The sequence below is a fragment of the Paenibacillus sp. FSL P4-0338 genome (assembly GCF_038002365.1).
Classification (GTDB): domain Bacteria; phylum Bacillota; class Bacilli; order Paenibacillales; family Paenibacillaceae; genus Paenibacillus_AQ.
The window spans coordinates 1,242,083-1,261,653 of the sequence record NZ_JBBOCG010000001.1 but is presented as its reverse complement, the minus strand read 5'-3'; the positions used below and the strand labels follow the sequence as shown (position 1 = coordinate 1,261,653).

23 protein-coding genes are annotated in these 19,571 nt (G+C 48.0%); 7 read left to right on the top strand and 16 right to left on the bottom strand.

The features are described 5' to 3' along the window. Positions 1-25: 25 nt before the first annotated feature. Both MKZ07_RS05470 and MKZ07_RS05465 read right to left on the bottom strand, forming a co-directional pair. A complete protein-coding gene (locus tag MKZ07_RS05470; RefSeq protein WP_076154022.1) occupies positions 26-214 on the bottom strand; it encodes a hypothetical protein in 189 nt (62 codons plus the stop codon). Between the two features lie 93 nt (positions 215-307). Then, entirely contained in the window at positions 308-646 is a 339-nt protein-coding gene (locus tag MKZ07_RS05465) for a hypothetical protein (RefSeq protein WP_036694272.1), read from the bottom strand. Between the two features lie 269 nt (positions 647-915). On the opposite strand from MKZ07_RS05465, the gene MKZ07_RS05460 reads away from it, so the two are divergent. Continuing rightward, entirely contained in the window at positions 916-1,491 is a 576-nt protein-coding gene (locus MKZ07_RS05460) for a hypothetical protein (RefSeq protein ID WP_341024966.1), read from the top strand. A gap of 114 nt (positions 1,492-1,605) precedes the next feature. On the opposite strand, the gene MKZ07_RS05455 is transcribed toward MKZ07_RS05460, so the two are convergent. From MKZ07_RS05455 to MKZ07_RS05425, 7 genes are all read right to left on the bottom strand, one after another. Beyond that, on the bottom strand, positions 1,606-1,857 hold the full coding sequence (locus tag MKZ07_RS05455; protein ID WP_341024964.1) for a YjcQ family protein: 252 nt from the start codon (positions 1,855-1,857) through the stop codon (positions 1,606-1,608). Positions 1,858-2,031: 174 nt separating this feature from the next. Continuing rightward, entirely contained in the window at positions 2,032-2,166 is a 135-nt protein-coding gene (locus MKZ07_RS05450; RefSeq protein WP_209873522.1) for a YjcZ family sporulation protein, read from the bottom strand. Positions 2,167-2,320: 154 nt separating this feature from the next. Continuing rightward, positions 2,321-2,743, bottom strand: a complete 423-nt coding sequence (locus tag MKZ07_RS05445; protein WP_036694275.1) for a hypothetical protein — start codon at positions 2,741-2,743, stop codon at positions 2,321-2,323. A gap of 129 nt (positions 2,744-2,872) precedes the next feature. Further along, entirely contained in the window at positions 2,873-3,154 is a 282-nt protein-coding gene (locus tag MKZ07_RS05440) for a holin (RefSeq protein WP_341024961.1), read from the bottom strand. Between the two features lie 5 nt (positions 3,155-3,159). Then, positions 3,160-3,963, bottom strand: coding sequence for a glycoside hydrolase family 73 protein (locus MKZ07_RS05435; protein WP_036694277.1), 804 nt, complete (start codon positions 3,961-3,963; stop codon positions 3,160-3,162). A gap of 659 nt (positions 3,964-4,622) precedes the next feature. Then, positions 4,623-6,254 carry a sensor domain-containing diguanylate cyclase gene (locus MKZ07_RS05430; RefSeq protein WP_036694278.1) on the bottom strand — a complete coding sequence of 544 codons (1,632 nt, stop codon included), beginning with the start codon at positions 6,252-6,254 and terminating at the stop codon, positions 4,623-4,625. Between the two features lie 186 nt (positions 6,255-6,440). Continuing rightward, positions 6,441-7,046 (bottom strand): pentapeptide repeat-containing protein, encoded by a 606-nt coding sequence (locus MKZ07_RS05425; protein WP_036694279.1) that lies wholly within the window; start codon positions 7,044-7,046, stop codon positions 6,441-6,443. Positions 7,047-7,293: 247 nt separating this feature from the next. On the opposite strand from MKZ07_RS05425, the gene MKZ07_RS05420 reads away from it, so the two are divergent. After that, the gene (locus MKZ07_RS05420; RefSeq protein ID WP_235218399.1) at positions 7,294-7,569 is read left to right on the top strand and encodes a PilZ domain-containing protein; all 276 of its coding nucleotides are present in this window, start codon (positions 7,294-7,296) and stop codon (positions 7,567-7,569) included. A 102-nt stretch (positions 7,570-7,671) separates the two neighbouring features. On the opposite strand, the gene MKZ07_RS05415 is transcribed toward MKZ07_RS05420, so the two are convergent. From MKZ07_RS05415 to MKZ07_RS05395, 5 genes are read right to left on the bottom strand one after another with little or no spacing between them, the layout of a single operon-like run. Continuing rightward, positions 7,672-8,406 carry a hypothetical protein gene (locus MKZ07_RS05415; RefSeq protein WP_036694282.1) on the bottom strand — a complete coding sequence of 245 codons (735 nt, stop codon included), beginning with the start codon at positions 8,404-8,406 and terminating at the stop codon, positions 7,672-7,674. After that, complete coding sequence (locus tag MKZ07_RS05410; protein WP_076154025.1) at positions 8,400-9,101, bottom strand: ABC transporter ATP-binding protein; 702 nt, start codon at positions 9,099-9,101, stop codon at positions 8,400-8,402. The genes MKZ07_RS05415 and MKZ07_RS05410 overlap by 7 nt, the downstream gene beginning before the upstream one ends. Before the next feature lie 5 nt (positions 9,102-9,106). Next, the gene (locus tag MKZ07_RS05405; protein ID WP_036694284.1) at positions 9,107-9,490 is read right to left on the bottom strand and encodes a GntR family transcriptional regulator; all 384 of its coding nucleotides are present in this window, start codon (positions 9,488-9,490) and stop codon (positions 9,107-9,109) included. Then, entirely contained in the window at positions 9,490-10,236 is a 747-nt protein-coding gene (locus tag MKZ07_RS05400; RefSeq protein ID WP_036694285.1) for an ABC transporter permease, read from the bottom strand. The genes MKZ07_RS05405 and MKZ07_RS05400 overlap by 1 nt, the downstream gene beginning before the upstream one ends. Further along, a complete protein-coding gene (locus tag MKZ07_RS05395) occupies positions 10,229-11,203 on the bottom strand; it encodes an ABC transporter ATP-binding protein (RefSeq protein ID WP_341024950.1) in 975 nt (324 codons plus the stop codon). Before MKZ07_RS05395 ends, MKZ07_RS05400 begins: the two co-directional genes overlap by 8 nt. A 287-nt stretch (positions 11,204-11,490) precedes the next feature. On the opposite strand from MKZ07_RS05395, the gene MKZ07_RS05390 reads away from it, so the two are divergent. Together MKZ07_RS05390 and MKZ07_RS05385 are read left to right on the top strand one after the other, a co-directional pair. Further along, on the top strand, positions 11,491-11,862 hold the full coding sequence (locus tag MKZ07_RS05390; protein WP_036694287.1) for a hypothetical protein: 372 nt from the start codon (positions 11,491-11,493) through the stop codon (positions 11,860-11,862). Between the two features lie 151 nt (positions 11,863-12,013). After that, positions 12,014-12,949 carry an aminoglycoside phosphotransferase family protein gene (locus MKZ07_RS05385; RefSeq protein WP_076154027.1) on the top strand — a complete coding sequence of 312 codons (936 nt, stop codon included), beginning with the start codon at positions 12,014-12,016 and terminating at the stop codon, positions 12,947-12,949. 44 nt (positions 12,950-12,993) lie between these two features. Here the strand turns inward: MKZ07_RS05385 and MKZ07_RS05380 are convergent, their stop codons facing one another. Continuing rightward, positions 12,994-13,899, bottom strand: a complete 906-nt coding sequence (locus tag MKZ07_RS05380; RefSeq protein WP_051493382.1) for a phosphotransferase — start codon at positions 13,897-13,899, stop codon at positions 12,994-12,996. Between the two features lie 337 nt (positions 13,900-14,236). Between MKZ07_RS05380 and MKZ07_RS05375 the strand changes: the two genes are divergently transcribed. The 3 genes from MKZ07_RS05375 (at position 14,237) to MKZ07_RS05365 (ending at position 17,976) form a co-directional block, all read left to right on the top strand. After that, complete coding sequence (locus MKZ07_RS05375) at positions 14,237-14,518, top strand: hypothetical protein (protein ID WP_076154029.1); 282 nt, start codon at positions 14,237-14,239, stop codon at positions 14,516-14,518. Between the two features lie 94 nt (positions 14,519-14,612). After that, entirely contained in the window at positions 14,613-15,509 is an 897-nt protein-coding gene (locus MKZ07_RS05370; protein WP_341024946.1) for a sulfurtransferase, read from the top strand. An 895-nt stretch (positions 15,510-16,404) separates the two neighbouring features. Further along, positions 16,405-17,976, top strand: coding sequence for a hypothetical protein (locus tag MKZ07_RS05365; protein WP_341024943.1), 1,572 nt, complete (start codon positions 16,405-16,407; stop codon positions 17,974-17,976). 614 nt (positions 17,977-18,590) lie between these two features. On the opposite strand, the gene MKZ07_RS05360 is transcribed toward MKZ07_RS05365, so the two are convergent. Beyond that, positions 18,591-19,313, bottom strand: a complete 723-nt coding sequence (locus MKZ07_RS05360) for a hypothetical protein (RefSeq protein ID WP_341024940.1) — start codon at positions 19,311-19,313, stop codon at positions 18,591-18,593. Positions 19,314-19,571 lie beyond the last annotated feature (258 nt).

Sequence of the window (19,571 nt, the reverse complement as noted above, 5' to 3'; positions counted from 1 at the left end):
TAAGTCCAAGCCTATAGTACCACAATTATTCCATGAAATAAAAAGATTGTCCGAGTTTGTCACAATGCGGAGCTGAAGAATATTCGTAAGCAAATGTATAAAACTCCCGTAAACGGGTCATCCTGTAACTATCGACATCACAAAATGTCGTAGACAACCGCGGAGCAGGCTTACGTTTCCCCATAAGCTCTTCGTCCGGTTTCTCCTCTCCCATGAAAGAGGCTCCCGAAAGGGAGCCTCGATTTTTGTTCTATGCATAAAAGCCCCCGCCTTGAAATCAAGGTGTGGGGGCTTGCTGTGTGTATACTTAGATAATCCGCTTCAGCTTGGCTTCCTGCTCAATGGAGCGCGCTGAGAGAAGTTCGATAATTCTGTGCTGATTCTCCAATAAAGACTCAACGTTGATGAGGCGCTCGTTTGTTTCCAGCACAGCACGTTTAATCTGCTCCTGATCTTGCTTCATGTTCTGCTGCTCTGTCTCTATTCGATCCAAACGCTCGTTGACAGTGACTAATTCTTCCTTAACTGAGGACATGTCATCCTTAACTGAGGACATATCATCCTTAACGGAGGACATATCATCCTTAACGGAAACTAACTCTTCCCGAATAACAGACCGCAATAATTGTACCAAATCACTATCCATGTGCTCCGCTCCTTCAAACTTAATATATAGATTGTACCAGAATCAAATGTATTATTCTACTTCATTTCAGCTTGTCATTTGACCTTATTGATCTTGAACACAAGCTTCCAGGAGGCTGAATTTCCGGAATACCGCCCGCAGTTTTCGGCTGCCTTGACGTCAGCGATTTTCCAGTTTCCGCTTCATTTTACATACATATTAATTCAATCTACCCGGACAAGGTTACATATATATTATATGGATACCAGATAGATTCAGGAGGAACCGCTATGAAGAAGCCCTTGTATAAAAAGATATCGTCCCTCGCCCTAGTGATCGTATTCGGCGGTGTCATTGGACTGACCGCAGGCTGCAACGCTCCGGCTAATCAACCCGCCCCAACTCCCACCGGGGCAGCGCAGCCGACAGCAGTCCAGTCAACCCCTGCGCCTGTAACTGAACCCTCCACCGGGAAGGGGTCAGTGAACTGGGAATCTGCGATCCAGCAAATCGCGACTACGGATACGGAGCCCACACAAAAAGCAGATGCTGCAGAAGTTTTGGCGAAATCGTACACTCCGTCGGCTGTGGAGCTTAAGGATTTCGAATCCCAGATCGTGGAGGAGTACACCGCCGGAAATTATCTCGCACATAGCGAGGATGCCGGATACATGCTGACCAATCTGTTCAAGGCTACTGTTGTCGAGCGCAATCACCCTGATGGTGAAGCTATTAAGAAGTTTGCCTTTGACTTTTATCAGAACACCAAGAATGTCTTCCGCGGAGTTGATGCTGTGGACAGCGAAGCCGTACAGTCGAATGAAACGCAGATGGACAAGGCGTTGTCAGAGATTACAACCAAGTAGCACTCCTTATGTCTCCGGCATGGGACCTCCCTTTATATATAATCAAGCGGGACCCTAGTCAAAAAAAATAGCCCGGCCTCTTTCAGTGCCGGGTAAATGACATCTACATTCCGATCAAATTCGGCCGGACTCCTTCAATAAAATAAAATCATGACCACGCCGGGTCAATTTAATATCAGTGGTTTTAACCGTCACAATCCCGCTGCCTGCTCTGGAGATCTTAACATTCTCCACCATCCGGCTGTCGATGAGCTCCTCCATAATATCGGCGAAGGCTTCGGCTTCCAGTTGCATTACCTCCTGATTAACCGGCTGTTCCGCTTCAATCCGCTTAAGGATGGCATATATCTTTTCCTTCTCTTCCATCGTACACCTCTTTCATGCCAGCACTGATTGCCCTGAAGACAATGACTTCTATTATCGCACATCCTGTCAGGGCAAGGCGAATTAATTTTACCGTCAGGCAGCAAGGCTTGTCCATCCAGCACCGCAAAAAGAGCAGCCCCGGATTACCGGGACCGCGCTGACTGATTGGATCTCCTAGTAGAAGCAGGCACTCAGAATAATAACGAGCAGGATATAAAGAACCAGAATCGCGCCTGTCGATGTCCAAGGACTTACTCCACAAGTATTCACGCCGCCTACATTGCCACCGTATCCGCAATCTGCACCCATGAGATTACCTCCTTCATAATGTTGACTACAGAATAGCATATGAGCAAGCGGCCTTATCAGATTGGGCGAAAAGGACATAATTTGGGGCGTATGTACAAGGGCATCCTGCCCGCCCGGACGTTAGAGCAGAGCAGGATGTCCCACAGCCCATTGATTAATCAGACACCAGAATGCCGTCGAAGCTCTCCGGACCCACACGAATTGTACCCAAAAGATTCGAGCTGATAAACGCAGTATAGGTTAACTGCGGAGTAATCGTCGGGAGGAAATCATCTGCAGAGAAGGTGATCACCTGCGGAGCCAGAACACTAAGGCTGAAAGTGGAAGTAGCGGAATACACGACAGGGTCCGTAGCCAGCGTTCCTCTAACGATGGTTACAGTGATGCCAACCAGTGCAAGAGGGAGCGAAACCGAAACTGTTCCTTTCAGAAGTACACGTGGATTCGTGCCTACTCCAGCCGTAATCAGGCCAATTTGTCCGAACAGCTGCGGAGTATTAATTACTAGAATTGGAATTGCAATAGAGTTGGCAGTACTGGCATTCTGTGAGGTTCTTCCATCAACATAAGTTCCCATATCAAGCACCTCCTTTCTTCTTTATTAGTATATTTGCGTTCCTACCAAGTTGATTGGATGTAATTACCATTCCTTGCACCCTATTTTATTATCTCTCAGTTTATGTTCTCTCACGTAGCCGGTACTGTCCTACTCTCCTTTGGTAGTTCCACTCCGCTTATTGAACGCCAGTTCAAATAGTCCCGTTGCCGATAATCCGGCCAAGCCTCCTGCCCATAGACGAAGAATGAGATTCATATCTGTAAAAGGGTACGCAGCCGCTCCTACCAGCAGGCCGATGACCAGCCCCACCGCAGGAACCACATTGCGCGGAAGGTTCAGCCTGTTCTTAACGAGCTGCACCAGCGCCATGACGAATACCGCCAATACGGATGCAAAAGCTAGTACACTATTAAGTGCATCATTGTACATAACGGCTACGCCCCCTTGCTGGTAACCAGCAGACCGGCGCGGTTCAATACGGTCAGCATCCGGTAAAAGTCATAGCTGCCGCCGGATGGCGTATCCAGCAGACCGGCTGCTGACGCTGCCTGTACTGCGGGCTCAGCCCAGGCTGGCACATTCATCACTGTACGACCCTCAATGACAGCCAGCCGCTCCGCTACACCTTTAATGGACTGGCCTTGCTCTTGAACGCCGGTCTTCAGTGTATCTCTGCTGACAGACAGTCCTGCCAGCAGCTCCTTCAGCTCCCGCAGCTCGGTTTCCAGCGCCGCAATTTTTTGTTTATCTTCAGCGGACATCTCTTCATCCTCCTTCAGCTCGTCATATTGATACAGGTTATATGAATTCATAATCTGTATCAGCTTGGCTGCATAATCCGGGTCCGTTGCATAGCCTGCAGCAGCAATCTCGCGGGCAGCTGTTTGGCCGTCTACTCCAATGGCCTTGCTGTACAGCTTGGGGTTCCAGGAGACTCCCCCGGTAATCAGCGCGGAATGATCCGCTATAGATTCTCCCCAGTTATTATACGAACGGAATGGAGCAGTTACCTGTACAGCTTGGCCGTTCCTGTATTCCGTTGTCAGGAACGGCAGGGTGCCCGCAGGCCCGCTGCCCTTGATGCCGAACAGATTATTGGCCTTCTGCGTCAAGCCGCTCGTTCCCCAGCCGGATTCCAGCGCCGCCTGGGCAATCGTCAGCGAAGCTGCGATATGGCTGCTCTGCATATCGGCTATAGCGAAGGAAGCGATCCGGGTGATAAATTCGGAGCTTGTCATTGCATCACTTCCTTTCCTACTATATTAAATGCGCCGCCCTGCCAAACTGCCTGTGCTTATCCCTGTTATGATGTATATGGAAGCGAGCTGCGGCTTATACGTATGCAAACAGTGCCGGAGCGGATGCCCCGGCACTGTTTCAATAACCCCCTAGATCCCCTTCCGCTAAAATACGCTAAGGATAATAATCAGCAAAATAAACAATACCAGTATGGTAGCCGTTGACGTTCTCAGACCTCCATTCATCAATAGCCCTCCTTTCTTACGCACATGCCCAGCTTCAATTCCTCTTCATCATATGCCTGTAGTCCCAAAAAAACTGAGCGAACGCAGAATATGGGATTAATATGTAATAAAATGTATTGTTAAATCTTCTATCCTGGCTTAAACTAGTAATAATTAACTATATCGGAGGGACTAATTTACTATGCCTTCATATTATTTCAAGGAAATTTGGACACCACTGAGCTGGATAGGCATTAAGTTTTTCCGGGATGACGAAGGATTCCTGTGGATAAAAAGATGGTCCAATCCACGTAAGCGGTTACGCTGACAGTAGCGAGATAACGTCAAACAACCTTTTATCCGGCACAAGAGGAGCCCCCTGTCCTGCTGATAAAAGGTTGTTAGTTGTTACTGTCTGCTTGTGATTGCTGATCCTAAGATGCCGCCTCGAAGGTGATCCGGTTCTTCCCGCTCCGCTTGGAGATATATAGCGCTTCATCTGCGAGCCGCAGGGTCAGGGTGGTATCTCCGCCGTCCGGAGTCCATACAGCAGCACCTACGCTGCAGCCTACATGAAGCTCCTCGCCTTTGATCACAATCGGCTGGTTGATCTTGCTGATAATCCGCGAAGCCACCACCTCCGCTTCCTTCATCGGTTTGGCCGCTGAGGTATTCAGAATAATCACGAATTCATCCCCGCCCAACCGGGCAACGATCTCATTGTCCCGCGTACAATCCATCAGCCGGAAGGCAACCTCCTGCAGCAGAGCATCTCCAACCGCATGGCCAAAGCTGTCGTTCACTTTTTTGAAGCCGTCCAGATCCATGTACAAAAAGCTTAGTGTCGTCCGTTTCTGCTTGGCCTTACTGACCGCATGGGTGAGAAACTCATCCAGCGCTGCCCGGTTGGGCAAGCCGGTAAGCTTATCATGCAGCGCCATGTCCGACATATAGCTCAGCTTGGTCTCTGTCTTGGTCAGGTTGTTCACCAGGCTCCGCAGCGAGGCCGACAGAATCGCCACATCCTTGAAACGGGTAGAGGCCGGGATCTCCACATCGGCGCCGGAGCTGAGCAGGTCGGCTGTACGGGTGATATCCCTCAGCGGACGGCTGATCCATCCGGCCAGCAGCCAGCCGATTAGTGCGAAGACTGCTGCGGTAAGCAGACCGCTGATCAATATGAAGCGTTCAAGCTGATGAACCGAGGCAAAAGCGATGTCTGCCGGCTGACGGATGATTACCGTCCAGCCAAGTCCCGGGTAGTTCATGTAACCATCACCGTAGGCGTATCCCGTTAAATAGGAGTCACGGCCCCGCTCCTGTTCAATTACGTAAGAGCTCTTGCCGCTGCGGGCCTGCTGCAGGACCGCATCCGTCATTCTTTTACCAGTGAAGGCTTCGGGTCCCAGCAGAATAGTGTCATCCTTCTTGCTGACCACGAACACTTCCACGCCCTTAAGCCGTTCCTTGAGCGGATTCACTATGGAGGCCTCGACCTCGCGTGACCACTCCCAGCTAAGATGTGCCGCCAGCACGCCGCTTGTTTGTCCTTGCTTATCCATCACCGGAACGCTCACATCAACAAACTGCAGGGCTTCCCCCGTAGGGTTAGGCAGCAGCTTAGAGAGCAGCACCGCATCGTGGACATCCCCGATGAAGGTTCCTTTGAGCGCCTGCTGAAAGACCGGCCTCTGGCTGATATTCGTCCCTTGTAGAATCCGATCTGTGGAAGCTACCACATTCCCTGTCATATCCAGAAAGCCCACCCAGGTGAATACAGGCAGACTCTTCTTCAGCTGATTCAGCAATCCGCCGGCTTCTGCCGGTTCCACGGGCTCTTGAAAAGCATTCAGCTTACTCAAAACTTCTATCTCACCGGAACGTGACCACATGAAATGATCAAGCTTCTCAGACATTTGATTGGCCTCTGCGGCCAGGGAGCTGCCGATACCGACTTCCACAGAAGTGGTGGAGCGGTTGCCGATCACATAGCTGAGCATAGCCGTGAGCAGTATGATAATAACCGCAAATGCTGTTGAAAATAAAGTGCGAAGACTTAATGACATGTATACTCTCCTCTTCCGATGACCTTGTTCATGATTCCGACCACTGAAGATATCTTGCAGCAACATGTCGAAAAGGGTCGATATTTCTTTATCGGAAGAGTCCGGCAGAAATATAATACGGCTTCCGGCACACGGCCGTTTTTTCTTCATTATGCTTATAAGCTCTAACCATTTAGCCCTTACGCGTTAACCTACCTTCGCTCCCATAGAGCGGGCCAGCAGCACAGCCTGCTCCACATCCAGCCGCACACCTTTGAGGTCAAGGCTCTTCAGGTCAATCCCTTCCAGCTTGGCGTCACGCAGATCTGCCCCTGCAAGCTTACACTGGGCAAGCTGAACCCGGCTTAAATCCGCCCCGCGCAGATCCGCCTTTTGCAAATCGCAGCCCTGCATGTCAGCCTCGGTGAACCGGATGCCCCGCAGATCCTGCTTGCTGAGATTCAGATGGCGCAGATTCGTATAGGCCCAGTCTCCTCCGGTCAATGTAATTCCGTCCATATAAGCATTGGCGAAATCCGATCCCACCATCTTGCAGTTCTCGAACTTCGCCACGAACAGATTCGCTCCGGTAAACTTGCAGTTGGTGAACGCACCCTCCCTGTGCAGCGAAGCATTCAGCAGGGCACCGGTGAAATCACAATCTACAAACCGGCAGCCGCTGGAGGTCATCTCTTCCATGGAAGCTCCCCGGAAGGTGCAGCGCTCAAAGGTACAGCCGTTTATTTCTCCATCCTGCAGAGCCGCGTAATCGAAATTATGCTCATTAAACGTTTCGTTATGATACTGATACATGGTCTAAGCACCTCTTTATCTGGGTATTGGAGCAAAGGTATGGTATAACAGATATTATATTAATCTTTACTATACTACTTTAGGAGATTGTTCAAGTGGAACCAATTCGATATAATAGCAAATAAAATCGCGGAGGTAAATAATGGATGACTCCAGCAGAAAAGAACCATTCCGATATGTAATGAACCAGCCCATCGATTGCTGGCTTGAAATTCCCGCCAGTAATTCGGGACCGGGAGCGGGAAAATTGACTGAAGGTATCCTGCTTGACCTTAGCCGCTCCGGCTGCAAGGTCCGCACCTCGCTGAACCTCCGCTTCACCGCAGGGGATACGAAGCTGATTATTCATTTTCAGCTGGCGGAAGAGAAGCTACAGTACGAAGGCAGTGTCCGCTGGGGCTGGATGTTCGGTCTGGGACAATACCAGTACGGGGTAAGGCTGGACCTGCAGGAAGACGAGGAAGAACAGCTGCTGCGGGAGCTCGAGCTCTGGACCAGCGGAAGAAGCGCACAAGGCTTGTAGCCAATCCTCCCCTTATCGATGCACACAAACGCAAGCAAGGCTGATTAGGAGCCTTGCTTGCGTGAAATACGAACAATGTTCTATCCCTCTGTTACCCTTCTCCTATACTTCTATTCTTCTCTTCACCAGTGCAACCATTCCATAGATCATCAGGCACACCATCGCCACTTCAAACAGCAGCGCCCCTTGATTTATCGGAAGATATTTTATTGTGAAATCACTGCCGGACTGGGGTCTTACAGGGTATATTTTGAAGTTAAAAGGACTATCTAAACCAATGAAATAAGTGTCAAAGAGCACCTTCTCCAGATAACCTATTCCGTTCTGCAGTAGGGTCACAAGGGCAATGCCAACCCAGACTCTCCCTTTCATGCGCAGACTGTAGGCAACGGTAAAGGAGAACATCACCATCAACATTAAAAAAAAGATAGACCAGACCGATTGAAGCAATACCCGGAAGCCAACCGTCACCAGATTGCCGGGCAGAAAATCCATCGTGTACAGCAGCTTATAAATCCCCAGATGGCCTAGACCCAAAAGGATGACCACCCCGATCAGCAGCAGCGCCAGCAGCATGGGAGACAGGACCGTTTGTTGCGCAGTAACCGGCAAAAGCCGCCGCTGATAGGATTTAAGATTACGGAAATATCCGGTGACCGCTATAATTATCATCGCGATGGCCAGTATACAGTAAACAGCCAGATTCAGGGTGACCAAATCCACGTCCATTTTTGCACTGAAGATCCACAGCCCGGCCTGAGCGAGCAACGCAATGACAATGAAGACGAGAATGCGTTCTTTGCGGCGTTTAAGATCGTATTTTAATAGCTTCAGCATTCGGCAAACACCTCTCTGAACAGCTCATCTACACTTTTCCCGTGCTCTTGTCTAAGCTCCTCCACCGGACGATGCAGTACAATCTCCCCATCCTTCAGGAAAATCACCTCATCAAAGATCCGTTCAATATCCGTCACCAGATGCGTAGAGAGCAGAATACTGCTGTCCTCTTCATAGAACTCCATCAGCGCATTCAGAATTTTGGTCCGCGCCACCGGATCAACGCCGCCAATCGGCTCATCCAGCAGATATAATCTGGCCCGGCGGGAGAGCGCTAAGGTCAGCTGCAGGCGTTCGTTCATCCCTTTGGATAACGTCCGCACCTTATCCGCTGTGCGCAGCTTCATGAAATCCAGCATCCGCAGCGCCTTGGCCTGATCGAAATCCGGGTAGAAATCCTGCTGGAATCTCAGCGCATCCCCAATATTCATCCATGACTCTGTGACCGGCACATCCGGCATGAAGGAGACAAGCTTCTTACTCTCTACGCCCACGGGTACGCCAAGGACCCTGATCCGGCCCGAGCCGGGCCAGGCGAGTCCTGAGATCAGCTTCATGAGTGTGCTTTTGCCGCTGCCGTTGCTTCCCAGAAGACCGGTGATAGTGCCGCTGCCCAGCTTGAAGGAAACCTGGTTCAGCGCCTGTCTGGGCCCGAACTGTTTGCTCACATTCTGAATGTCAAGTATATCCTCCACTCTTCTTACTCCCCCTGTTCTTGGTCCCGCTGATGAATGCTCTCTGCTACTGCAGTTAGAATATCTTCGCCCTGGAAGCCTAGCTCCTGCATGCCGCGGATAAAACGGTCCAGCACATCCTGTGCCATCTCCTTCTTAACGGTCATAATTGTCTCTTCGCTTCCGGTCACATATCTGCCCATGCCGCGGCGGGTCTCCACGATGGTCTCACGCTCCAGTTCCTGAAATGTTCTTTGTACGGTATTCGGATTAATCTGCAGTTCAGCGGCCAATTCACGGACAGAAGGAATCTTATCTCCAGGCTTCAGCTTGCCGGTGATAATCTCTCCCTTGATGTAATTCATGATCTGGAGATAAATCGGCTGGTTATTATCGAATTCGATCCCCATCAAGCAACATCCCTGCGTCTGAAGACGGCGAAGCCTGCAAGCAGGAACAGCGTCATGTAGATGCACAGCAGGATAACCGAGAAGCCCAGCGTCATTCCCTGCATCGGAGCACCGCCATCCTGGTAGGCTGCGAGATTAAGATTAGGGAACAGCACATATTTGTAGAACTCGCGGGAAATGACCAGCTTGTCGATGGTGGTGGCGAAGATGGTCGCCCCAATGGTTACGCCTGTCGACTTCGTCAGAATCCCCAGCATGAAGCCGATTGTGGCGTAGACGGTACAGTACACAGTTGAATACAGCAGCGAAGCAAGGATCGCACCTATTCCCGCGTCACCTCCGCTAAGTCCGAAGAAGACCGCGCCTGTGAGGAACAGCGCAACCGCTGCAACTACTTGCATGCTAAGTGTATACAGCAGTACAGTTACATATTTGGAAGCCAGGATTGCGGTGCGGCTGCGGGCACGGATCAGCAGAAATTTGATCGTTCCCTGGCTGTATTCTCTGGATACAATCCCCGCCGTTCCGACGATGACCAGAATGGCCAGAATCTGGCCAATGCCTCTGGGCTGAAGAGAATCCGCCGTAAAATCCGCCGCTGAAGCATAGATATCCGTAGCAAATGTACGTGTGATATAGCCCACTGCCAGCGACAGAACCAGCAGAATGACGTAAGGAATGATATTGCTGCGTTTCTTCGATATTTTGAGCCATTCATTCAGCACAAGCAGATTAAATTTACGCAATGCGGTTGCCCCCTGTCCATTTCAGGAAATCTTCTTCCAGACTTTGTCTGTTCTCAGTAATCCGGTAAATCCCTACCTTGGCTTCGCTAAGTGCCGCCACCAGCTCTGGTACGGCTCCATCCGGCAGCTGCACATGCAGCTCGGAGCGGGCCTCATCCGTTCCTGTGACCTTGACGCCCTGCAAGGCTGCAGCCACAGTCCGAGCAGCTTCAAGCTTATCTACCCGGATTGCAAGCGCTACCTCGCTCCGCGCCTCCGGCGCTTCCGTAAGCTGTGTCACCGTTACAAGCTTACCGTTCTGAATAACCACCGCCCGGTGGCAGATCTGTTCAATCTCAGCCAGCATATGACTGGAGATTAGAATGGCAATGCCCTCTACCTCTGCTATTTTCCGCATGTAGTCGCGCATCTCACGGATACCGGCGGGGTCCAGCCCGTTGGTCGGTTCATCCAGTATGAGCAGCTTCGGTGAGTGCAGCAAGGCCTGAGCGATCCCCAGACGCTGGCGCATCCCGAGCGAGTAAGCCCGAACCTTCTTATTCATTGCCTCCTGCAGCCCCACCAGCTCCACAACCTCCTTGATCCGCGAGACCCCGGCTCCATCACTCATGCGTAAATATTGCAGCAGGTTGTCGTACCCGGTCATATGCGGATAGAACTCAGGATTCTCAATGATCGCCCCGATCTGTGAGATCGCCTGCTTGAATTCCTTCCGGATGCTGTGTCCATGAATCAGAATATCCCCTCCGCTCATGCGGATCAGTCCGGTCATCATCCGGATGGTGGTCGTTTTGCCGGCACCGTTCGGTCCCAGCAGCCCGACAATCTCTCCCTTCTGAATCTTGAAGCTAAGATTATCTACAATCGCCTTACCTTTAATCACTTTACTGACGCCCTGCATTTCCAGTACGCTTTGTTCTTGCGCCGGGCCAGACGGCCCCTGAGCCTTAAGAGCGGTTGAATTCATGACAGCCTCCTTGTGCGGTTCGGTATAGGTGGAATATTCAATCCACGGGTTGGTGCTGAGCTGGAACATCTGTATTTTCCAACGTTGTGTCGGTGTGTTAGTTAAATAGTACACTAGGGATTTCGTTTTGTAAAGCAGGTTTGTGAAAAATTTCCTGAAGCTGTATTTAAACAGGCTATCCGTGCAGGGGTTCTAACCATACCAGTCTCTATCAGCATACATAGAATAGTATTGCAGATGGCAGTATCATGCTGCTTTTGCCAAAACCGCTTCAAGGAGGAGTTCACATGAATAAAGAGGTGCACATCTCGCAGACTTTTCCAAGACTGACCGTGTACAGTGAAGAAAACTTTCGGGGAAGAAGCAGAATCTACAGAGGCAATCTCGGTATCCGCAATACGGACAATATTCTGGATGGCATCGAAAGCCTCCGCTTCTTCTCGACCAGCAGCAATGCTACGCTCGTTCTGTTCAGCAGAACCCGCTTCAGAGGCAGCTTCCGCGTGCTTCGCGGCAACCACAGCCTCCGCGATCTGGATGACTTCATCTCCGGCAATGACGTAGAGTCGATCATCTCCACCAACCAGAGACTGACGCTGGATCAGATCCGCCGTATCCGCAGCAGCGGGGAGCTTCCTGCAGGCTACCGCTTAATCTAACAGAATACGCATACTGAACAGGGCACCCTCTGGTATCGCCCAGCCGGAGAGTGCCCTGCCTTGTTGTATCTATGGATTAGTGAACTTCCTGTGATAGGATATTACTGTAAAATAGTGATTAACACTTATTATGAAGGAGGATCAGCAGAGCATGAATCCACTGGATATCCATCCATCAGCGTTGTACGGGCGGGTACAGTCCGACATTGGCAGCTTTCAAGTCTTGGAGAATTACAGACAGAATAGTGCAAGGACCGGGGTCTGGAAGCTGCAAGCCGAGCAGGACTCTAAATGTTATTACATAAAAACATACAGCCGCAAACAGAGATGGCACCCGGAAGTCTATGCATACCGTCATTGGGTTGGTCACTTGAAGTCGTATGTGCCTGATTTAATGGCTGCTTACGAGGGGGAGGGTTGGCAGGCTATACTAATTACTGCAATCGATGGGTCCATTATGAGAGAGACGGCACTAAGCCCGAGTGCTGCTGAAGCCGCTTTTTATAAGGCAGGTGAATTAACGAAGATTCTGCACCTATCGCAGACAGGCCGCTGGTTCGGCCGCCCCGATCAATACGGAAACCCGATAGAGCTAAGTCACAACGCTGACCCGGTGAAGTATGTTGCTGCTGCCATTCAGGACTTAACTTCTCAGTGTGTTGATGAGGGGCTGCTGCAAGCCTATGAACGAAGGTTAACAGACTGGGCACTTCAGAATGTTCATATCCTCCGGCATAGCGCACCTGTGCCTATTAGCTGGGACTCTACGCCTGGCAACTGGCTGGTGAATGACCAGGGGATTTTGACGGGAATGATCGACTTCGAGAATATGTTGTGGGGGCTGGCTGTGGACAACTTCTCCATTCTGTTCGCCAGATATTTCATAGATCATCCGTCAGTCAGAGATGCCTATTTCGCAGGGTATGGACCTGAAGTGCTTAAGGACCAGTCTGCTGAAATACAAATATGCTGCATCAAAATGGCCCTCGGCGATATCTGCTGGGGTACTCACCATCATCAACCCGAAGTCGTCCGGTCTGGCAGAGAGCTTATGAAAAGAATACATAATCAGCAGCTTTTCCTGTAAGAAAGCTTGCTTGAGGAAGCTTGAAGGGAGCGCAAGCTTCCCTCCTACATCGCAGAGACCTCTGCCGCCAGCTCCCTCACCTGCTGCTGCAGGACATTCACCTCATCGGTCCCTTCCCAGTAACGGGTGACGAAATGCAGGAACACATCTATTTTACGGAGGAGCATAAGCACCGGAATAGCCGCCAGTTCTTCGGGAGTCAGCGAGACTATGCGATTATACCCCCTCCAGAAATCACGAATGACCTTCTCCGATTCCTCATGACTGAGCAAGGCCGACAGAATTACTGCAGCATCCATAACCCTTACATCCCTGGTGCAAAATTCAAAATCCAGCAGTGCCGTCACCCGGGTAGTATCCGCTCCATCCACCAGCAGGTTGGAAGCATTCAGATCGCCGTGCACCAGCTGATGCGGCAGGCTCTGAAGCTGTTCCAGCGAGTCAGCCACATTGTCGTAGGCCTCCACTAATACTGTCAGCTCTGGCAGCAGCTCCTTCAGAGATTCAGGCGGGTCCGTCACCAGACCATGTAGCGCTTCACGGGTGCACAGCGGATAGGAGGTCCGCAGCTCATAGTATGGACGGTATACTGGGGCTATCCCTGTCTCCACCTTAGTCAGGGCAACGGATAATGTGCCTGCCGCCTCTCCGAGCGAATCATAGAAGCCAAAATCCTGTTCGGTGGGAGATTCTCCTTCAATATACCTGAACAGGCAGGCAAATTTATCTGTGCCATCCTCCAATTGTACTAACGTCTCCCCCGTAACGGTAAGAATCGGAACAGGTATTGTAAAAGGAAGATTCAATGCGTTTAGCTTCTGCAGGATAGTATGCTCGAACTCTATTTTATTCCTGTCTCTATGTGTATCATAGACGCGCAGCACAGCTCGGCGTTCCCCGCTCTCCACAAAATACGTTGTATTATTCCAGCCTCCGCTCCGTTTGCACAGCGTACCCTTCCATTCAGGCCAGGCCTGACTCCATGTAGCTTCCGTAGGCTTATGCCCCCTTTCTTAAAATATAGAATTTATATGTTTCACGTTATAAATTATCCTTCTATTTCTCGCTGAAACGGTGCCGTCCCTAAAAGGACGGTAAAGCCGTTTCCACCTGTACGTTCAGAAGCAATTGTAGAATCCGGATACTGCGCTGTCAACTCTACTAGGATTGGGGCGGTTCGCTATCCTCTGATCCAGTCGCCTTTTTTAGTTAACGAAAGACAATTATACAAAACAATCTATCAAATTTACATACATTGCATTATCAAGAGAAAAGGAGGACTTGCAAATGCCAATTTATACTATCGGTGCAGTGCCCAACCTTGAACCTACTGGAACAGTAATCTCACAGTTTGTCGAGCTTCGCATCACCAATACAACCGCTGCAAGGCTCGAACCAATTGTTGTCAATGCCTACAGTATCACAGATTCCGGCCCGGAGGGGATAGCTGAAACTCTGAATTTCACAACAACGTTCGCAATTGCTCAGGCGAGTCCTGAGCTTTTTTTGTTTCTGGTAAAACTGTATAGGATCGCAGCCCGCTCACTATCACGATCACTCCGGATCTGATAAGCCCATGCTTGCACCAGTTCGATAATATGCGGAGCGGCTGATTATCCGCTATAATATAATCCAAATGATACAAGCAAAGGATGGGATACATATGGACGCAACCGTTAACAAACGCTGGCTGCTCGCCAGACTCTATGAGCCGGAGCAGACCATCGTGGACTGCCGGTTCACCCTGGACAAGCCCGGGGCCGGCAGAGACAGCTATGAACAAGAGCATATTCCAGGCGCGGTCTATCTCGATTTGGAATTGGATCTGTCTGCTCCTGTAGGCGAACATGGCGGACGCCATCCCCTGCCAGACCCGCAGGTGCTGGCCGCCAGGCTCTCGAAGCTCGGCATCGGCAATGATACTCGCATTGTCGCCTACGACGATGAGAACGGCATGAACGCCGCCCGTCTGTGGTGGCTGCTGCGTTACCTGGGGCATGAGCAGGTATACATTCTGGAAGGCGGCTTCAGCCAGTGGAAAGAGGGGAAATATCCGGTGACGGATCACCAGCTGGTGCGGGTGCCTAGTACCTTTACAGCTAATGTTCAGCCTCAGATGCTGGCGGGAGTTGAGGAGGTGCGGGAGGTGTCGGAGAAGACAGTTAATAATGCTGGCGCTAAGTCTGGGAATGACGTCAACGTTACGGATACCGTACCTACTCTTCCCGTGCTGATCGATTCCCGGGCCAATGACCGCTATCACGGCCAGAATGAGACTCTTGATAAGAAGGCCGGCCATATCCCCGGCGCGCTCAACTACTTCTGGAAAGACACGCAGAACGCAGACGGCAGCTGGAGGAGCGCGGATGAGCTTCAGGAGCATTTCGCCGGACTGAGCAAGGATGCGGAGATCATCGTCTACTGCGGCTCCGGCGTAACCGCCTGCCCGAACATCCTGGCACTGGAGAAGGCTGGATTCAATAATGTGCGGCTGTATGCGGGGAGCTGGAGCGACTGGATTAGTTATGAGGAGAATCCGGTGGCTACTGGGAAAGAATAAAGTCCAAGAGCCCGCGTCCGGCGCGGGCTCTTTGTGCTGAATTTATGGCGATGCAGGGTTCGTACAGAGTGCTAGGAGGTATCTCAAGTCAACAAGGAGTCAACCACAAGCTGGAGAAAGCACTTTCTGCGAGGTAACAAGGATATTTCCTCTCGCTTTGCAGGATTTTGGGTTGGGAGGTTGGGAGACCTATGGGAGATATGACGGGAGTTACAAGCCAAAATGAGCTAGAACAAGGTAACAACAACTTTAAAATAAAATAATATATATATCATCCTCCCAGCCTCCCAGCTTTTTGCCTTTCCGAAATTGTGCACTTGTCCCTTTCTTGATTGTTCCGTTTTTCTTCTGTTCTTCTTTAGGGAGACTGGGAGGACGAAAGCTCTTAAGCCCGTTCCCAATGGGCTAAAGGTCGTCCTCCCAATCATTCTCCCAACCATTCTGTCCTCCCACAATCGAACGACTCTGGGGAGACGAATCTTACATCGTCCTCCGCATGAGCAGCACAAAGCCTTCACTCCATGAAAGTGTAGCGGGTGCTGACCGGCATAACCACCAATGTAGGCCTTGCCTTCTTTCTTACGCTCAAAGCAGCCTTGCTATCCAAGCGCTGGGAAATGGTGAGACTGAAGCTACTTCATATAGAGATGGGCTATTTGTTGCTTCACAAGTTAACACGCATACACCGAATCAACTTCAGGTCAACCTAACTCGTAAATCGTCTATGCTTAAGAGAATCCAGCTTCAATTTTGCACATTCAACAATTAAACTGAAGAATTAATGAAGAATTACAATATACAACGCTTTGATTGTAATGATATAGTTAAGATGGAATTTTATTCAGTTATTTTGACAAATCGAACTATTATTCTAATAATTCTGGAGGCATGCTGAGTGGATAAACAGCAAGAAGTCAAAATAGTTTTTATAGGAGAGTCGGGTTGTGGGAAAAGCACACTCATCCGACATTTGGCAGAATCTCCGCAACAGTTGAAATATGCCTCATCCAGTGATGGGCATGCAGGCACTACAAAAGTGACTATTGAATATCTTTTCGGAGATTATAAATCTATAAAAGTTAATTCTGTTTTTTGCAATATTAAATACTCTAAAGATTCTGACCTCGATCCTTTTGGGGACGCTGGATTTGAATCATTCCTAAGAAATATTGAAGATTTTCAAAAAATAGAACGATCAAACGATAAATATGAACAAATTGTAAATGCCTACGCTACACAGTATTTAAATGGTAAATCACTTCAGGAAGTTTTCACAATTATTAATACCCCCAATGCATTTTTTAATCGCATAACAATGGAAGTTCCTGCGAACAAAGAATTATATTCTCAAATGAATATAAATGATATTGATGTATTAAGAATTGTTGATACTCGAGGTCTTGGGGACCAGGATGACATAGAGAGAGTAATCCCATTTGCTGGTGCAGACGCTATCATTATAGTAGGGAAAAATGAAACACCTTCGCCTGTAATATTACAAGGGTTGATTAAAGTCTGTCAGGATTATAAACATTTACCCGTCTTATTCATAGGAAAACATGCGATCAATGAAGATGAAGTTAACATAGCTTCTGCCGATACAGCAGATGATTATTTATTAAGATTGATCAAATTTAATAAAAGCCGTGACTGCTCGATTAGACGTCTGTATGCAGACGTGTGTGAAGAACATTTAGAATTAATTGAGCCCGTCCAGGAAGTTATGAAAGAATGTCGTATCAACAATGTTCCTTATATCAATTCTTTAGCATTTTCAACCGCTAAGGAATCTAACTATTACAAGTTTTACGTTCCAGCATGTATTCAGATTTTTAGTAATTGTATTAAAACAATTAGCTCTTACCAAATTGCCCAAAAAGATGTATCTAATCAACTGCGTAATAGTAAAGCTAATCTTTTTAGCAGTATGTTTACAAAAGATGTTTTAGAAAGTGTATTACCTTATTTAGCGATTGAACCAAAAAGATATAATCGTTATGTTGATTTTCTATCTGTTGCTAAAGGTTCTCCCCAAAGACACGGTTCCCCCCTTTATTACTCATATGATTGCGTTGCTGCCACACTGTACGCAATGCTGAGAACCACTATTGATCGTGCTGTTATAAGCGTTGACAATTCAATTAGCAATGATATTCTTATCTTTTTCTTTAACCGAGTGCTACAACACAATTCATATAACTGGTATTGGGGCTTCGATAATGGTTACTACTACACCGTTATTGATTTTAGTTATACAGCTGCTCGTGAATGTAAAAAGAAGCTTCGAGAAAAAGAGCTCAAACTAGATCAAGTTGTATGTAAAAGATTCGATAAGCAGTATGATCGAAATGATTCAATAAAAATTTTACTTTTTGAAGAGAGTTTGAATACGTTAATAAATAAGATAGATAGTGATATTGATGTGAATAACTACTTTTCAAATATCCTTGATGCTGATCCCGCATAAAATTTTTATAAACAATGTTAGAATTTCTACCGTTACATTATCAAATACTTCATTAGTGGAGGTGTAAATTCATGTCTGTAAAGCACATTTCAACCGGAATCGTTCATAGTGGTACGACAGGAGGTATGACTGGGTGTGGTTCTAATACGAGGGAACACCCAAGCCATTGGTTGAACACTAGTTCTAAGATCACTTGTGATAAGAACGGCTGTAAAAACTAGTTACAATCACTATAGAATCCAAATGCCAGCGAGTACTCAAGGTTTCTCTAAGAGAAACCTTGAGTACTCGCCCTTTCGATTATCTTCTTAAAACCCCATCCATTTCTTCAGCGGCCCCATAATCGACCCATGCGTATGCAAGTACCTGTGTAAGCGTCAAGCACATTCCACCTATGAGTAACCCGCACCTCTGTCAAAATAAAGCTGTCTATAAGACAGAGGAAAAGTCGAATGGATTGAGAAGAACGGCGACAACTCTGGCAAACTCGCATCGCAGATTACCGTCAGAGCTGCCTGAGCCTAAAGGAATGGTACGCCCAGCAGAACTATACATCCGATTAACTGAAATATTGGCTATACAAAATTGAAAGGCTGAGTCAACAGCTAGTCAACTTAGATTGCTTCTTCTTCGCTATTTACATCGGTCAGGAACTTTTCCAAGGCGTTTTCTAATTGAGTACTCCTTTTCAGCCCAAATATTCTTAGGAAATCGATAGCAGCTTTGCCCTCTGTCCTGTACAGATCATTAAGTATACGACTTCGGATAATTCCTCTTACGTCCACAGTTGTTTGAAGAAAGTTATAGTTTGCCTTCGATTTCAATATACTAAATAAATAGTTAATATTAGAGTTATTAGCAGGTATACCTCTAATATATAGTAACGATGCATTTGGAGAGGAATTTTGCCGGGTTTGGATATAAGGAATTAACATCTCATATGCCTCATCACCTATTGTTAACCACTTACAAGCCTTATTCTCTGCTTCCGCTCTAAGATTTCTTATCCTTCTATTATCAATATCAACATCGCTATTTTTAAGCTTGAAAATGAGATCTTGATCAAACACGAAATAGTACGACAGTGCAATCGTTGCGGACAACACTTCTTTATAAGCCTGTTGTTTCTTTGTATACTCAATTCTTGAACTTAATAAGAAGTTGATCTGGTCTTGTGATAAAAAAATCACTTGCTTCTTTTCTTCTTTTTCAAAGAACTGCTGAATCCTTTCTAATATCAACAAATACTCAGCAGCATCAATTCTTTTTTTCTCTTTAAAACACTCTAGCAGATTTCGCAGAGCTGCTCGTGCAGTAGAACTTTTCCGTTGTTCCAAATAATACTTCATATAGCTTTCAGAGAAGTAGATTTCAAACTTGTCTTCGGGAAACTTAATGCCAACGCACTTATCTATGTAGTATGTGATGTCACTTATGTACCTTTCCTTTGTTCTAGCTGTGATTGCTCTTATGCTTAAGTATTGTTTAAAGTCCTGTAGTATAATAATAAAATCCTCTCCTTGAAATATTATAATGAAATTATGATTTTATGAAATTATTGTTTGAAATAATTTCTTTCTTTGTTCACCTCCCTA

What these genes read in the sequence shown, in the direction of transcription:
- MKZ07_RS05395 (WP_341024950.1), bottom strand. Translation starts at nt 11,203, where the DNA reads ATGAATTCAACCGCTCTTAAGGCTCAGGGGCCGTCTGGCCCGGCGCAA.
- MKZ07_RS05450 (WP_209873522.1), bottom strand. Translation starts at nt 2,166, where the DNA reads ATGGGTGCAGATTGCGGATACGGTGGCAATGTAGGCGGCGTGAATACT.
- MKZ07_RS05435 (WP_036694277.1), bottom strand. Translation starts at nt 3,963, where the DNA reads ATGACAAGCTCCGAATTTATCACCCGGATCGCTTCCTTCGCTATAGCC.
- MKZ07_RS05405 (WP_036694284.1), bottom strand. Translation starts at nt 9,490, where the DNA reads ATGGGGATCGAATTCGATAATAACCAGCCGATTTATCTCCAGATCATG.
- MKZ07_RS05385 (WP_076154027.1), top strand. Translation starts at nt 12,014, where the DNA reads ATGAATCCACTGGATATCCATCCATCAGCGTTGTACGGGCGGGTACAG.
- MKZ07_RS05375 (WP_076154029.1), top strand. Translation starts at nt 14,237, where the DNA reads ATGCCAATTTATACTATCGGTGCAGTGCCCAACCTTGAACCTACTGGA.
- MKZ07_RS05460 (WP_341024966.1), top strand. Translation starts at nt 916, where the DNA reads ATGAAGAAGCCCTTGTATAAAAAGATATCGTCCCTCGCCCTAGTGATC.
- MKZ07_RS05465 (WP_036694272.1), bottom strand. Translation starts at nt 646, where the DNA reads ATGGATAGTGATTTGGTACAATTATTGCGGTCTGTTATTCGGGAAGAG.
- MKZ07_RS05415 (WP_036694282.1), bottom strand. Translation starts at nt 8,406, where the DNA reads ATGCTGAAGCTATTAAAATACGATCTTAAACGCCGCAAAGAACGCATT.
- MKZ07_RS05390 (WP_036694287.1), top strand. Translation starts at nt 11,491, where the DNA reads ATGAATAAAGAGGTGCACATCTCGCAGACTTTTCCAAGACTGACCGTG.
- MKZ07_RS05370 (WP_341024946.1), top strand. Translation starts at nt 14,613, where the DNA reads ATGGACGCAACCGTTAACAAACGCTGGCTGCTCGCCAGACTCTATGAG.
- MKZ07_RS05445 (WP_036694275.1), bottom strand. Translation starts at nt 2,743, where the DNA reads ATGGGAACTTATGTTGATGGAAGAACCTCACAGAATGCCAGTACTGCC.
- MKZ07_RS05425 (WP_036694279.1), bottom strand. Translation starts at nt 7,046, where the DNA reads ATGTATCAGTATCATAACGAAACGTTTAATGAGCATAATTTCGATTAC.
- MKZ07_RS05430 (WP_036694278.1), bottom strand. Translation starts at nt 6,254, where the DNA reads ATGTCATTAAGTCTTCGCACTTTATTTTCAACAGCATTTGCGGTTATT.
- MKZ07_RS05440 (WP_341024961.1), bottom strand. Translation starts at nt 3,154, where the DNA reads ATGTACAATGATGCACTTAATAGTGTACTAGCTTTTGCATCCGTATTG.
- MKZ07_RS05470 (WP_076154022.1), bottom strand. Translation starts at nt 214, where the DNA reads ATGGGAGAGGAGAAACCGGACGAAGAGCTTATGGGGAAACGTAAGCCT.
- MKZ07_RS05455 (WP_341024964.1), bottom strand. Translation starts at nt 1,857, where the DNA reads ATGGAAGAGAAGGAAAAGATATATGCCATCCTTAAGCGGATTGAAGCG.